This window comes from Enterobacter cloacae complex sp. CARB60, from assembly GCF_036487345.1.
Classification (GTDB): domain Bacteria; phylum Pseudomonadota; class Gammaproteobacteria; order Enterobacterales; family Enterobacteriaceae; genus Enterobacter; species Enterobacter asburiae_D.
Genome location: NZ_JAZKLC010000002.1, coordinates 62,133 through 76,516, shown reverse-complemented (window position 1 = coordinate 76,516; position 14,384 = coordinate 62,133). Strand labels below are relative to the sequence as shown.

Genomic DNA, 14,384 nt, shown 5'->3' with positions numbered 1-14,384 from the left:
AACCGCCCTGACGGGCGGCTGGTTTTACTCTTCAGTGGTCTTGTCGGACGTATCGTCTTCGTCATCCGCTCGGCGTCCTTTACCCACGTAGAAACGCGAGAAGAATACGCCGACCTCAAAAAGACAGTACATCGGTATGGCCAGCAGCGTCTGCGAGAACACATCCGGCGGCGTCAGCAGCATGCCGACCACAAAGGCGCCCACCAGAATATATGGACGCTTCTTACGCAGGTCATCCGGGGTTGTTACCCCTACCCAGCAAAGCAGCACAATGGCCACCGGCACTTCGAATGCCACGCCAAACGCCATAAACAGCGCCATCACAAAGCTGAGGTAGCTGGCGATATCCGTCGACACCTGGACCCCTTCCGGCGCGGTATGCGTGAGGAAGCCGAAGGCCAGGGGGAAGACAACGAAATAGGCAAACGCCATGCCGATATAGAACAGCAGCGAGCTGGACACCAGCAGCGGGATCACCAGCTTGCGTTCATGCTTATACAGCGCTGGCGCCACAAACGCCCACACCTGGTAAAGAATGACCGGTGCAGAGGCAATCAACGACACCCAGAAGGTCAGCTTGATGGGGGTAAAGAACGGAGAAGCAACGTCTGTTGCAATCATCGTTGCGCCCAGGGGCATCTGCTTGATCAGCGGCGCAGAGACCACCTGGTAGATATCGTTGGCAAAATAGACCAGGCACAGGAATATGAGTAAAACCGCAATAATGCAGTTTAACAGGCGCTTACGCAGCTCAATGAGGTGCGTAATCAGCGGTTGAGTATCATCTACTGCCATGTTTACGCTTTATCACTCGACGAGGGGGATGATTCGGAAACGGACGCAGCGGGCTTCACTTCCGCCGTTTTTGCTACCGGCTCTTCCGGCTGCGCCTGTTTTTTCACTTCGGTTTCCTGCGGCGTCTGTTCCGGCGCGGCAGCCTGATGTTCAGCGCTGGCAGGCGTTACGCCCTCGCGCTGCTCCTCGCTGCCCTTCACCACCGGGTTATGGATGGTGTTCGCTTCATCGCTCGCTTTTTCAGGATCGTTAACGCTATAGGAGCGTTTCATCGATTCCGCCGCTTCGCGCAGCTCATCCATTGACGCTTTCAGTTCCGGCGTCAGGTTATCCATGCTCGCCTTCTCGACCTTTTTCAGGCTTTCCTGAAATTCCTGCAGCTTAAGCTCCTGCGCCAGTTCATTCTGAACGGTCGAGGCCAGCGATCTCAGCGCACGAACCCATCCCGCAACGGTTTTCACTGCCACCGGCAGACGCTGCGGCCCCAGCACAATCAGGCCAATCACAAAGACCAGCAGGAGTTCACCAAAACCAATGTCGAACACGACTTACACCTGCTCTTTATCGTGGCGTTTAGCGTCTTCCTTTTTGGCTTCTTCTTGCTTGTCGGCGATGGATTTAGCAGTAAAATCAGCGTCCTGGCTGGTTTTATCCTGCTTGGTCTCATCATCGCTCATCGCTTTCTTGAAGCCTTTGATAGACGCGCCCAGATCGGAACCAATAGAACCGAGCTTTTTGGTGCCAAACAGCAGCACGACGATGACGGCAATGATCAACAATTGCCAGATACTGATACCACCCATACATGTTCCTCAGGGATAGATGATTAAAGAGTCAGGTCGCATTATACGTCTGCGACCTGTCGATAGCGACGCACGCTCAGCGCGTTTTTCGCCAGCCTGCTAGCCAGACTACCACCCCGCCAGCCATCAGCCAGGCGGGCATCATCTGCCAGTCCGGACGGTTGATCAGCATCAGCGTACCGCTCAGCAGCAGCGTTGCGCCAATCCCAAAGAGGTAGCGTGACTGTCCCTGGCGAACACGGCTGGACTGAAGCTCGCGGGCGATTTTATCCATACTGTGCTGAAGGTTCTTGCTCTGACGCAAACTGTCATAAACCAGTTCAGGAATTTCAGGCATTTTTTCTATCCAGAACGGGCCTTTCTCTTTCAGCGAGCGCACCAGCGCCGGAATGCCAACCTGATCCTTAATCCAGGATTCAAGGAAAGGTTTCGCAGTCTTCCACAAGTCTAACTGAGGATAGAGCTGTCGGCCTACACCCTCAACGTAAAGTAATGTTTTCTGAAGTAAAACAAGCTGTGGCTGAACTTCCATATTAAAGCGGCGAGCCGTATTGAACAGGTTTAACAGCACGTGGCCGAAGGAGATTTCCGCCAGCGGTTTTTCAAAAATCGGTTCACAAACGGTCCGGATCGCAAACTCGAACTCTTCGACGTTGGTGTCAGGCGGCACCCAGCCGGAATCGACGTGCAGCTCGGCCACCTTACGGTAGTCGCGGTTGAAGAACGCGATGAAGTTCTCTGCCAGATACCGTTTATCTTCTTTGTTCAGCGACCCCACAATCCCGCAGTCGATACCGATATACTTCGGATCCTCAGGGTGTTCGTAGCTCACGAAGATATTGCCCGGATGCATGTCCGCATGGAAAAAGCTGTCGCGGAACACCTGGGTAAAGAAGACCTGTACGCCACGTTCGGCCAGCAGCTTCATGTTCGTTCCCTGTTTCTCCAGGGCCACCACATCCGAAACCGGAATACCGTAGATACGCTCCATCACCATCATGTCCTGGCTGCAGTAGTCAGAATAGACTTCAGGTACATAGAGCATCGGGCTGTTTTCAAAGTTGCGACGCAGCTGAATGGCGTTTGCCGATTCGCGGAGCAGGTTAAGCTCATCAATCAGCGTTTTTTCATATTCCCGCACCACTTCCAGTGGACGAAGGCGACGCCCGTCCGGCAGCAAGCGTGGTACCCAGCGCGCCAGACGATAAATCAGCTTCATGTCCGCTTTGATGACCGGCAGGATGTCCGGACGAATGACCTTAATAACGACTTCTTTGCCGTTTTCCTTCAGACGCGCGGTGTGCACCTGCGCGATAGAGGCCGACGCCAGTGGCTTAATGTCGAAATCGTCAAACCAGGTCTCGACGGGGACATTTCCCATCGCCTCTTCAATCTGCTTTTTCGCGCGCGCGCCGTCAAACGGTGCGACGCGATCCTGCAGCATCGCGAGCTCATCGGCAATGAGAGGCGGAAAGAGATCGCGGCGGGTCGACAGCATCTGTCCGAATTTAATCCAAACCGGACCGAGCTCCTGCAGCGCCAGGCGCAGACGCTCACCCAGCGGTTGACCTTTATGGCGATTGGGCATCCAGAACAGCATCCGCCGCCAGATACGAAGCGGCAGCGTGATACGCATTTTGGGGATAAGCTCGTCGAGCCCGTAGCTCAAAAAGGTGCGAATAATAAAATAGAGGCGCCGAATTTCACCAGGCGTCATTTGCCCTCCAGTTTTTCCAGCCGTTTGGTTAACGCATCAACCGCACGTTCAGCAGCAGCGGTCTCTTCCGCAAACCATGCAACTTCCAGTGGCCCGGGCGCCATTCGCCACTCCTCAGTCATCACTTCCGCCGCATAGCGCTGCTGGCGTTGGAGGCTTTTACGCGCAAAGGAGGCACCACCATGAAGGACTTTCCCGATGCCTTCGGCGGCAATGTCGCCGATAAAAGGCGCGAGCAGCTCTGCCGGATCGAACTCCGCCAGGTCGGTGAGCGCAACGAAGTTCTGCACGACCTGAATGTCGCCTTCCACTTCCAGCTCACCGCTGCGGATAAGCGCCGTTAATTGCTGGCGATCGCGCAGTTTTGGCAGCACGCTCATGTGCGTAATGACCGAGCAGTCGGCTTCACCTTCCCACGCCCCCAGAACGTCAAGCTGGCGTTCGCTGAAGACCAGCACAAGCGGCGTCGAGAACTCTTTTAAAACAATGCGTAATACCTTCCCGTTTAGCCGCTGACGTGCAGCTTTCAGCGCCGGAGCGCGATACAGAAAAGCGTTCAGTACATTCTCGACGCCTGCGGAGACTAAGGGTTTAAAGGGCACGGGACACCTCCACTCAGAATTTGTAACCGCGATGCAGCGCGACGACGCCCGCCGTCAGGTTGAAATATTCAACATTTTCAAATTCTGCATCCTGCATCATGGCTTTTAATGTGTCCTGATCCGGGTGCATACGGATAGATTCCGCCAGATAACGGTAGCTTTCAGCGTCGTTAGCCACCAGCTCGCCAATACGCGGCAGCACGTGGAAGGAATAGGCGTCGTAGGCTTTGCTCAGCGGCTCAATGATCGGTTTAGAGAACTCGAGCACCAGCAGACGTCCACCCGGCTTCAGCACGCGGTACATGGAGCGCAGCGCTTTTTCTTTATCGGTCACGTTACGCAGACCGAAAGAGATCGTGATGCAGTCAAAGGTGTTATCCGGGAATGGCAGCGCTTCGGCGTTTGCCTGCACATATTCCACATTCCCCACCACGCCGATGTTACGCAGCTTTTCGCGTCCCATTTTCAGCATGGAGTCATTAATATCGGCAAGAACAACGCGACCGGTTTCGCCCACCAGACGAGAGAATTTCGCGGTTAAATCGCCCGTACCGCCGGCTAAATCCAGCACCGTTTGTCCACGACGAACGCCGCTACAGTCAATGGTGAAGCGCTTCCACAAGCGATGAATGCCGAACGACATCAGGTCATTCATCACATCGTACTTCGCCGCCACGGAATGAAATACGTGGGCCACCATGTCAGCTTTCTGCGCTTTGGCGACAGTCTGAAAGCCAAAGTGCGTTGTGTCTTGTGAATCGTCAGCCATCTTAGAGCCTGCTTATCAGTAAAATGTTCGTGAAGTGTAACAGATTGGGCGCGTTTGCCCTACGTTTCAACCACCGCGAAAGAAACGCGCTGGGGTCTCGTCTGGTGATAAATCCGCCGCTAACGTGTTGTCTTCACTGTTTGTCTTTTGTTCGTCCGCCCCTTCTCGCAGGCGAAACTCGTCGTCCTGGGCGGTGGCCTGTTCGACCAATTCCGGATTAATCTCGCGCTTAACCTCTACCCCCAGGCTGCGGAATGATTCGGCCTGTGCCAGCAGATTGCCGCGTCCGGAGGCGAGTTTTTTCATCGCCTGGCGGTAGTTATCCTGCGCACGATCCAGGCTCTGCCCGACAGAGGACATGTCGTCCACGAAGAGGCGCATTTTGTCGTACAGCTTGCTGGCACGATCGGCAATCTGCTGCGCGTTGCGGCTCTGGTGCTCATAGCGCCACAGGTTCGCAATGGTGCGTAACGCCACCAGCAGCGTGGTGGGGCTGACCAGCATAATGTTATTTTTGAGCGCTTCGGTGATAAGCTCGGGCTGTCTGTCGAGTGCCAGCAGAAACGCGGGTTCTACCGGGATAAACATCAGGACATAGTCCAGCGAGCGGAGGCCCGGCAGCTGCTGATAATCCTTTCTGCCGAGCAGACGAATATGGTTACGCACGGAGGCGATGTGTTCCTGCAGCGCCGACTCGCGGGTGTAGTCATCTTCCGCATTGAAGTAGCGCTCGTAGGCCACCAGCGTCATTTTGGCGTCAATCACCACATCTTTACCCTGCGGCAGCCGCACAATCACATCCGGCTGCATACGCGAGCGGGCGTCGTTTTCGATACTCACCTGCGTTTCGTATTCATATCCTTCCCGCAGGCCAGAGGCTTCCAGTACGCGGGTCAACACCACTTCTCCCCAGTTGCCCTGGGTTTTGTTATCCCCTTTCAGCGCGCGGGTCAGGTTGACCGCTTCCTGCGCCATCTGGGCATTCAGCTGCTGGAGATTGCGAATCTCATGCGCCAGCGTGTGCCGCTCGCGCGCCTCCTGCCCAAAGCTGTCCTGCACCTGACGACGAAAACCGTCAAGCTGTTCGCGCAGCGGCGTCAGCAGACCGTTCAGGCTCTGGCGGTTCTGTTCGTCAACGCGGCGGTTGCTGTGCTCGAAAATACGGTTGGCGAGGTTCTCAAACTGTTCGCTGAGGCGCTGCTCGCTGTTGATCATCTGGCGGATTTTGTCTTCCGCATGCAGCTGGGTGGATTCAAGGCGGGTGGTCACTTCGCGGAGATCGGCCTCCAGCGAGGTGTTGATATCACGCAGGTTGCGCAGCTCGTTATTGAGCAATTCACACTCGTCGCGCCAGTGTTCGCTGAGCGCCAGCTGCTGCTTTGCCGCGCTTAACTCGGCGACCATCTCTTCTCGCTCTGCCAGCTGGTCGGCCTTCTGCTGTGCATGCTGGTAGCTGGAAATGAGCCAGCCTATCACCACGCCCACCAGCGCAATCACCGCGTAAATCAGGATTGAGATATCCACAATGCCCCCTGCATCAACGTATTACCCGCACAAAATAGAATTGTGCTGTATAAACGTCCAGTTTGAAAGGGTTTTCCTGCGAGGCGCTACGCAAAAAATAAAGGCCGAACGTGTCGGCCTTTGATTTCAGAAGAGAGGATTAGATCAGGCGACGCGCGGCTTCCACCACGATTTTCACTGCATGACTTTCGGTCTGCTTCATGGTTTCGGCGTTAGGGATCTCCTGCTGGGTACGGTTGACGATAACGCCCGCCACCATACCGGCACGCAGACCCTGGCTTGCGCACATGGTCAGCAGCGTTGCGGATTCCATTTCGTAGTTCATCACGCCCATGGACTGCCACTCTTCCATTGAGCCTTTGAAACGGCTTACCACGCGGCCTGAGAAGGTGTCGTAACGCTCCTGGCCCGGGTAGAAGGTGTCGGAAGAGGCGGTTACGCCCACGTGGGTGGTTGCGCCTACGGACTTCGCGGCTTCAACCAGCGCGGTGGTGCATTCGAAATCAGCCACTGCCGGGAATTCCATCGGTGCAAAGTGCAGGCTTGCACCGTCCAGACGGACGGACGCGGTCGTGACCAGGACGTCGCCAACGTTGATGTGCGGCTGGATAGCGCCGGTGGTACCGATACGCAGGAAAGTACGAATGCCCAGCTGCGCCAGCTCTTCAACAGCAATAGAAGTAGACGGACCACCGATACCGGTAGAGCACACGATCACCGCTTTGCCATCCAGCTCTGCGCGCCAGGTGGTGAACTCACGATGGGCAGCCAGCTTGACCGGCTTATCCATCAGCGCGGCGATCTTTTCCACACGCTCAGGATCGCCCGGGACGATAGCGAGCGTAGCCCCTTGTAAATCGTTTTTGGTGAGGCCGAGATGAAAAACATCAGACTTAGACATAGGTGACTCCTCTGTGGGTCGGTTAGTCAGAAGAAGTAAAACGGTACTTTACAGAAGCAGTAAGCATATTTTCGTGACGCACCTCACCATGAATGAAAATGATTACATTGAATTTCCATAAAAAGGTGATTCACATCACATTAACAAGTTATATCGCCAGGTGCTGCACAAAAGATAGACCGTTTAAGGCACTGTGAGTTGTTAACCTGGTGTCTATATTTACCTTTGCGCTAACTCATTGGTACGGAGAATGCCATGACTGAAAAAACCGGTTTTGCACCTGCTGCGGCCCCACATGCTTCAACCATAGTGTCGACGCCAGAAGCGGCAATTACCGCGGGCGAGACCTCCATTCCCTCGCAGGGGGAGAATATGCCTGCTTATCACGCACGGCCAAAATCGGCAGACGGTCCGCTGCCCATCGTGATTGTGATTCAGGAGATCTTTGGTGTCCACGAACACATTCGCGACCTCTGCCGCCGGCTGGCGCTGGAAGGGTATCTGGCCGTTGCGCCAGAGCTCTACTTCCGTCAGGGCGATCCGAACGACTACAGCGATATTCCAACATTGCTCAGCAACCTGGTCAGCAAAGTCCCGGACGCTCAGGTGCTGGCCGATCTCGATCACGTCGCCAGCTGGGCGGCGCGCAACGGCGGCGATCCGCATCGTCTGCTGGTCACCGGTTTCTGCTGGGGCGGACGCATTAGCTGGCTGTATGCCGCGCATAACCCGCAACTCAAAGCCGCTGTCGCCTGGTACGGCAAACTGGTGGGTGAAAAAACGCTGAATTCACCGAAACATCCCGTCGATATTGCCACCGAGTTAAATGCCCCCGTGTTAGGGCTTTATGGCGGTCAGGACACCGGTATTTCGCTTGATTCGGTAGAGACCATGCGCCATGCGCTCCGTGCGGCTAATGCGAAGGCGGAGATTGTGGTCTACCCGGATGCCGGGCATGCGTTTAACGCCGACTATCGTCCGAGCTATCACGCAGAATCAGCCAAAGATGGCTGGCAGCGGATGCTGGACTGGTTTAGCCAGTACGGCGGGAAGAAAGCATAAAGAAAAAAGCCCGGTGGCGGCTACGCCTTACCGGGCCTACAGACAGGCCGGGTAAGCCATAGCGCCACCCGGCAATCCAGCATTACTACACCTGACGCAAATTCTGCGCCGCCTTCACCATGTTGGCGAGCGCCGCACGCGTCTCCGGCCAGCCGCGGGTTTTCAGTCCGCAGTCCGGGTTCACCCACAGGCGCTCTGCCGGAATACGCTGGGCCGCTTTTTTCAGCAGGGCTTCAATCCACTCCACGCTCGGTACGTTCGGGGAGTGAATATCGTACACGCCCGGCCCGATTTCATTCGGGTAGTCGAACTCTTCAAACGACTCCAGCAGCTCCATATCCGAACGCGAGGTCTCGATGGTTATCACGTCGGCATCCAGCGCGGCAATCGAATCCATGATGTCGTTAAATTCGCAGTAGCACATGTGGGTGTGGATCTGCGTGTCGTCCTTCGCCACCGCGGCGTTGATGCGGAACGCTTCCACGCCCCACTGCAGGTAGGCATCCCAGTCGCTGCGGCGCAGCGGTAAACCCTCGCGCAGCGCCGGCTCGTCAATCTGGATGATGCCAATCCCTGCCGCTTCCAGATCCGCCACTTCATCACGCAGCGCCAGGGCTATCTGTTTGGCGATGGTTTCACGGGTCACGTCTTCACGCGGGAATGACCAGCAGAGAATGGTTACCGGACCGGTCAGCATCCCTTTTACCGGCTTGTCGGTCAGGGACTGGGCATACTTCGCCCACTCCACGGTGATCGCTTCCGGGCGGCTAACGTCACCAATGACCACCGGCGGCTTCACGCAGCGGGAGCCATAGCTCTGCACCCAGCCGTTCTGGGTAAAGACAAAGCCGTCCAGGTGCTCACCGAAGTATTCCACCATGTCGTTACGCTCGGCCTCGCCGTGCACCAGCACGTCCAGCCCCAGGCGTTCCTGCTCGATAATCGCCTGCTTGATGTGTTCCGCGATGCCGGTGCGGTAGTGATTCGCATCCAGATTGCCCTTTTTGAAGTCCAGACGCAGACCGCGGATCTCCGTGGTTTGCGGGAAAGAGCCGATAGTCGTGGTCGGCCAGGCGGGCAGGTTGAAACGGGCGCGCTGGGCTTCGGCGCGCACCTCGTACGGGCTATGGCGCTGGCTGTCCTGAGCGGTGATGGCCGCCAGGCGTTTTTCCACCGCCGGATTGTGCACGCGCGCCGAGTGACGACGCGCCTGGATCGGTGCGCTCCATTCGGCAATCGCCGCCGTGTCGACGCTGTTCAGCGCGTCGCGCAGCAGCGTCAGCTCTTCGCATTTTTGCAGGGCGAAGGCAAACCAGCTTTTCACCTCGGCATCCAGGCGGGTCTCCACGCTCAGATCGATCGGGCTGTGCAGCAGGGAACAGGAAGAGGCCACCCATAGCTCACGTTTGCCGACGATGTCTTTTATTTGTGCGTATTTCTCAGTGAGATCGGCACGCCAGACGTTACGACCGTTAATCAGCCCGGCCGAAAGCAGCCAGTCCGCTGGCAGGCGCTTGTGCAGCTCCGCCACATCATCTTTACCGTGTACGAGGTCAACGTGCAGGCCCTGCACCGGCAGCGCGGTAATGGTCTTCAGGTTCGGCGTCACGCCTTCAAAATAGGTGGTGAGCAGCAGCTTCACCTGCCCGGAGAGCGCGTCATACGCCGGTTTGAAGGCATCGAGCCATTCCTGGGGCAGCTCGAGCACCAGCGCCGGTTCGTCGATTTGTACCCACTGAATGCCGCGCTTGCCCAGCTCAATCAGCACCTGTTTGTAGACCGGCAGAATATCCTTCAGCAGGCTGAGTCGGTCAAACGGCTCACCTTTCACTTTACCCAGCCACAGGTAGGTTACCGGCCCGAGCAGCACCGGTTTCACCTGATGGCCCAGCGCCAGCGCTTCGTCCACTTCATCCAGAAGCTGCGTCCAGGTCAGTTTGAACTGCTGGCCTTTCACGAACTCCGGCACCATATAGTGATAGTTGGTGTTAAACCACTTGGTCATTTCCGCCGCTGCCGCTGGCTCACCCGTTGGCGCGCGGCCACGGCCGATGCGGAACAGGGTATCGATATCTACCGATCCATCTTTGTTCTGATGACGAGCCGGCACGTTGCCAAGCAGCAGGCTGGTCGTCAGAACATGGTCGTACCAGGCGAAATCGCCCACCGGCAGCAGGTCAATGCCCGCCTGTTTTTGCTGATCCCAGTGACGGGCGCGCAGCTCGCGTCCCACCGCCAGCAGTTCTTCACGGGTGGAGTTTCCCGCCCAGTAGCTTTCTTGCGCTTTTTTCAGCTCGCGACGCAGGCCAACGCGAGGGAAACCGAGAGTGTGATTGCGGATTGTCATGGTATGCCCCTTGTGAAATTCGTTATTTAGACGTCCAGATGTTTACACATCTATAATTGGCAGGTACTGTATATTCCTCAAGCGCAAAATGTTCATGGCGAAGTGAAGGACTTTCATGATCGAGATAAAACACCTGAAAACGCTACAAGCGTTGCGGAACTGCGGCTCGCTCGCGGCGGCGGCGGCCACGCTGCATCAGACCCAGTCCGCCCTTTCTCACCAGTTCAGCGATCTGGAACAACGCCTCGGCTTCCGTCTTTTTGTGCGTAAGAGCCAGCCGCTACGCTTTACGCCGCAAGGTGAAATTCTTCTTCAGCTGGCGAATCAGGTGCTGCCGCAAATCGCCAGCGCGCTGCAGTCCTGCAACGAACCGCAGCAAACCAAACTGCGTATCGCCATTGAGTGCCACAGCTGTATTCAGTGGCTGACCCCCGCGCTTGAGAACTTCCGTCAGAAGTGGCCGCAGGTGGAGATGGACTTCAAATCCGGCGTGACCTTTGACCCGCAGCCGTCGCTGCAGCAGGGTGAGCTGGATCTGGTGATGACCTCTGACATCCTGCCGCGCAGCGGCCTGCACTATTCGCCGATGTTTGATTATGAAGTGCGCCTGGTGCTGGCGCCGGACCATCCGCTGGCGAGTAAAACGCGCATCACGCCGGAAGACCTGGCGACAGAAACGCTGCTGATTTATCCGGTCCAGCGCAGTCGTCTGGATATCTGGCGCCACTTCCTGCAGCCCGCAGGCATTAGCCCGCAGCTGAAAAGCGTGGATAACACGCTGCTGCTGATTCAGATGGTGGCGGCCAGAATGGGTATCGCGGCGCTGCCGCACTGGGTGGTGGAGAGTTTTGAACGCCAGGGTCTGGTACAGACCAAAACCCTGGGTGAAGGACTGTGGAGCCGACTGTACGCCGCCGTGCGCGATGGCGAGCAGCGTCAGCCGATTACGGAGGCGTTTATTCGCTCAGCGCGGAACCACGCTTGCGACCATCTTCCGTTTGTGCGGAGCGCGGAGCGACCCATCGGCGATGGACCCACAGCGAAGCCAGGATCACCGCTCCCCCAATAATGAAGCTCGGCCAGTGCGGCTGTTGCTGCCAGATGGCGAGATTGACCAGCAGCCCTGCCGGAACGTGCACGTTGTTCATGATCCCCAGCGTACCGGCGTCTACCTGCGTAGCGCCGTAATTCCACATGAAGTACCCCAGCCCTGACGCCACTACGCCCAGCCAGACCAGAACGCCCCACTGCACGGAGGTAGTCGGCAGTTTTTGCGGATTGCCGAGCATAAACCACGCCGCCACCGCGACAATCGCGGCCCCCATATAAAACCAGGCGAACGCGTTATGCTGCGGCATCGGACGCGTCTCCATCAGGCGTTTGTAGCCCACCATGCCGATGGCGAAACTGATGTTGGCGAGCTGGACGAACATCAGCCCGGTCCAGAAGTGATCGCTGACTTTGTCATAACGAATAATCGCCGCGCCGATCACCGCCAGCGCCGCGCTCAACAGGTATCCCCAACGCAGGCGGCGCCTGCTGAGCAGGTCGTAAATCAGAGTGATATAGAGCGGCGTCAGCACGGTAAAGAGCAGGAACTCGGAGACAGACAGGTAGACGTAGGCCCGGAAGCTAAACAGATACATGATGCCGAGCTGCATCGCCCCCACCAGCATGTACAGCACAATCGTTTTCAGCGATTGCCCGCGCGTGCGCAGAAACGGCAGGAACACCAGCGCCGCCAGCCCCACGCGCATCAGCACCGAGAAGTAGCTGTCGACCGAACCGGCAAGGTATTCGCCAATCAGGCTAAAGGAGAAGGCCCACAGGATAGTGGTGATAATGAGTAGCGCCACAATGCTTGTCTCTCAAAAAGAAGGAGAGGCATTGTAGCGAACTCTTTAGTTGACATCTGAGCAATAAACAACCAAATGAAGATTATTCAAGGAACAGTTTGCGCAGATACTTCGGCACCGCGTTGTCTGCGTTGGTGCCGATCACTTCCAGCTCCGGGTGCAGGTCTTTCAGACGCTGGTGCGCATTTTCCATAATGCAGCCCTTGCCTGCCATCGAAAGCATTTCGGCATCGTTCATGCCGTCACCAAAGGCGATACAGTCTTTCAGCTCGAAGCCCAGACGTTTCGCGACGGCTTCCAGCGCGTGACCTTTGGAGACGCCCCCCGCCATCACTTCCAGGCAGGTCAGGGTTGAGAAGCTTACGTTAACGCGATCGCCCCAGCGGGCGTTGATCGCCTGCTCCAGCGGCAGCAATTCCTCATGGTTTACACAGGTGAAGAACACCTTACTGATCCCTTCCGGCTCCAGCAGGCCCGGCTCGTACAGTGAGTACTGGAATACGGCTTCCTTGAAGAAACGCATCTCTTCCGGGCGGTGGCGGTTCATAAACCAGTCGTCGTCGCGGTAGACGTTAGTGACAATATTCGGGTTATTGTGCACCACGCCGAACAGATCGGCGGCAATATCGCGATCCAGGTTGTGGGTAAAGATCAGGTTGCCGTCAGTATCGTGCACGCGCGCACCGTTGGAGGTGATCATGTACGATTTGATTTCCAGATTATCGCGGATCTGCCCCACGTCCACGTGGTGGCGACCGGTGGCAAACACGAAGTTCACGCCACGGGCGGTCAGGAGTTTTAAGGTCTCTTTCGCGTAAGGCGAGAGGGTGTGGTCGGGGGAAAGCAGCGTGCCATCTAAATCAGATGCAACAACCTGGTACATAGGGATTTCAACCTCTGGTGGAAAACAAGAATCAATTATGCCTGTTGAAAAATTCAACAATGGCGTTGAGCGCGACTGAGCGCATAGCGTCCTTTTCAAAAAGGATCTCATGGTAAGCGCCGTTAATAACCAGCGGTTTTCCCCCTTCACAAGGGTGGCCGGCGGCAGCGCGGAGTTCACAAAAACGGTCATGCATGCGGTTATCCACCACACGCTCTTCTTCAGCCTGAATCAGCAGTGTTGGCGTGTCGTCATTGCCAACGCCAGCCAGCACCTGCTCACCGGCAAGAATACCTTCCCGCACCCAGTGATAGGTCGGACCGCCCACGCGCAGGCGCGGTTCATCGGCATAAAAACGCAGGTTACGACGATAGCGCTGTCGGCTGTGGGTCAGCACGTTCATCGCAAACGGCAGTGCACGCCAGCGCCCCGTCCCGATGGCATAGCCTTCTCGAATGCGCTGATGGCCCTCAGCCCAGTCAAGAATATGTCGTACCATCCAGTCAGGAAAACGCATGACGATGCCATACATCGGCGCGGTGAGCGCAATGGCGTCGCACTGGTGCGCGTGGCGCTGTAAAAACAGCGTTGAAATCGCACCGCCCATAGAGTGCGCCAGAATATAGCGCTTCCGCCAGGGGCCAGGCTCGACCTCCTGCTGCCAGAACGCGGCGAGATCGTCGACGTAATCGCTGAAGTTATCCACGTGGCCGCGATGCGTATCCGATAGCAGGCGGCCAGAAAGCCCCTGCCCGCGGTGATCGATAATCAACACATCGAAGCCCAGATGGAACAGGTCATAGGCCAGTTCGGCGTATTTGATATAGCTCTCAATACGTCCGGGGCAGACCACAATGACCCGGTCATTTTTCTTATCGTGAAAACGCACAAAGCGTACCGGAATATCGCCGACGCCCGTAAACTCATCTTCCTCACGCTGGCGCCAGAAATCGGTCAGCGGCCCCATGGAGAAAGCAGCAAATGCGTTTTCTCGTGTTTCCCAGTCCTTTTTCTGCTGAAACATCGGGTTTCTACTCACCTAAGCCAAGGAATATCGTTTTTTCGTAACCGGTCACAAAATGACTCAACAATAGCGTATTGTGGCATAAAAACAGACGATTCGGG

At 56.6% G+C, this 14,384-nt stretch carries 14 protein-coding genes; 2 read left to right on the top strand and 12 right to left on the bottom strand.

From position 1 onward, the window contains the following. Nucleotides 1-24 precede the first annotated feature (24 nt). The 8 genes from tatC to udp all read right to left on the bottom strand — a co-directional run bounded on the left by tatC (nucleotide 25) and on the right by udp (nucleotide 7,111). Nucleotides 25-795, bottom strand: coding sequence for a Sec-independent protein translocase subunit TatC (gene tatC / locus V4835_RS01330; RefSeq protein WP_023309607.1), 771 nt, complete (start codon nucleotides 793-795; stop codon nucleotides 25-27). A gap of 2 nt (nucleotides 796-797) precedes the next feature. Then, nucleotides 798-1,340, bottom strand: coding sequence for a Sec-independent protein translocase protein TatB (tatB, locus tag V4835_RS01325; protein WP_063145006.1), 543 nt, complete (start codon nucleotides 1,338-1,340; stop codon nucleotides 798-800). A gap of 3 nt (nucleotides 1,341-1,343) precedes the next feature. Further along, nucleotides 1,344-1,598: a Sec-independent protein translocase subunit TatA gene (tatA, locus tag V4835_RS01320; RefSeq protein ID WP_063145007.1), complete on the bottom strand. Its 255-nt coding sequence runs from the start codon at nucleotides 1,596-1,598 to the stop codon at nucleotides 1,344-1,346. A gap of 76 nt (nucleotides 1,599-1,674) precedes the next feature. Further along, nucleotides 1,675-3,315 carry a ubiquinone biosynthesis regulatory protein kinase UbiB gene (gene ubiB / locus V4835_RS01315; RefSeq protein WP_331411039.1) on the bottom strand — a complete coding sequence of 547 codons (1,641 nt, stop codon included), beginning with the start codon at nucleotides 3,313-3,315 and terminating at the stop codon, nucleotides 1,675-1,677. Beyond that, nucleotides 3,312-3,917: a ubiquinone biosynthesis protein UbiJ gene (gene ubiJ, locus V4835_RS01310; protein ID WP_331411038.1), complete on the bottom strand. Its 606-nt coding sequence runs from the start codon at nucleotides 3,915-3,917 to the stop codon at nucleotides 3,312-3,314. Before ubiJ ends, ubiB begins: the two co-directional genes overlap by 4 nt. 13 nt (nucleotides 3,918-3,930) lie before the next feature. After that, complete coding sequence (ubiE, locus tag V4835_RS01305) at nucleotides 3,931-4,686, bottom strand: bifunctional demethylmenaquinone methyltransferase/2-methoxy-6-polyprenyl-1,4-benzoquinol methylase UbiE (protein ID WP_023309612.1); 756 nt, start codon at nucleotides 4,684-4,686, stop codon at nucleotides 3,931-3,933. 66 nt (nucleotides 4,687-4,752) lie between these two features. Beyond that, nucleotides 4,753-6,210, bottom strand: a complete 1,458-nt coding sequence (rmuC, locus tag V4835_RS01300) for a DNA recombination protein RmuC (protein ID WP_331411037.1) — start codon at nucleotides 6,208-6,210, stop codon at nucleotides 4,753-4,755. A 139-nt stretch (nucleotides 6,211-6,349) separates the two neighbouring features. Continuing rightward, entirely contained in the window at nucleotides 6,350-7,111 is a 762-nt protein-coding gene (udp, locus tag V4835_RS01295; RefSeq protein ID WP_003860792.1) for a uridine phosphorylase, read from the bottom strand. Nucleotides 7,112-7,366: 255 nt separating this feature from the next. On the opposite strand from udp, the gene V4835_RS01290 reads away from it, so the two are divergent. Then, nucleotides 7,367-8,173 (top strand): dienelactone hydrolase family protein, encoded by an 807-nt coding sequence (locus V4835_RS01290; protein ID WP_063145012.1) that lies wholly within the window; start codon nucleotides 7,367-7,369, stop codon nucleotides 8,171-8,173. 85 nt (nucleotides 8,174-8,258) lie between these two features. Here V4835_RS01290 and metE read toward each other — a convergent pair whose 3' ends face one another. Next, complete coding sequence (gene metE / locus V4835_RS01285; RefSeq protein WP_331411036.1) at nucleotides 8,259-10,520, bottom strand: 5-methyltetrahydropteroyltriglutamate--homocysteine S-methyltransferase; 2,262 nt, start codon at nucleotides 10,518-10,520, stop codon at nucleotides 8,259-8,261. Between the two features lie 115 nt (nucleotides 10,521-10,635). On the opposite strand from metE, the gene metR reads away from it, so the two are divergent. Then, a complete protein-coding gene (metR, locus tag V4835_RS01280; protein ID WP_063145014.1) occupies nucleotides 10,636-11,589 on the top strand; it encodes an HTH-type transcriptional regulator MetR in 954 nt (317 codons plus the stop codon). Here metR and V4835_RS01275 read toward each other — a convergent pair. The 3 genes from V4835_RS01275 to pldB all read right to left on the bottom strand — a co-directional run bounded on the left by V4835_RS01275 (nucleotide 11,477) and on the right by pldB (nucleotide 14,283). Beyond that, entirely contained in the window at nucleotides 11,477-12,376 is a 900-nt protein-coding gene (locus tag V4835_RS01275; RefSeq protein ID WP_063145015.1) for a carboxylate/amino acid/amine transporter, read from the bottom strand. The two genes, metR and V4835_RS01275, sit on opposite strands and share 113 nt — an antisense overlap. Nucleotides 12,377-12,458: 82 nt before the next feature. Continuing rightward, nucleotides 12,459-13,259 carry a sugar/pyridoxal phosphate phosphatase YigL gene (yigL, locus tag V4835_RS01270; protein WP_063145016.1) on the bottom strand — a complete coding sequence of 267 codons (801 nt, stop codon included), beginning with the start codon at nucleotides 13,257-13,259 and terminating at the stop codon, nucleotides 12,459-12,461. Nucleotides 13,260-13,290: 31 nt separating this feature from the next. Further along, nucleotides 13,291-14,283, bottom strand: coding sequence for a lysophospholipase L2 (pldB, locus tag V4835_RS01265; RefSeq protein WP_063145017.1), 993 nt, complete (start codon nucleotides 14,281-14,283; stop codon nucleotides 13,291-13,293). Nucleotides 14,284-14,384 lie beyond the last annotated feature (101 nt).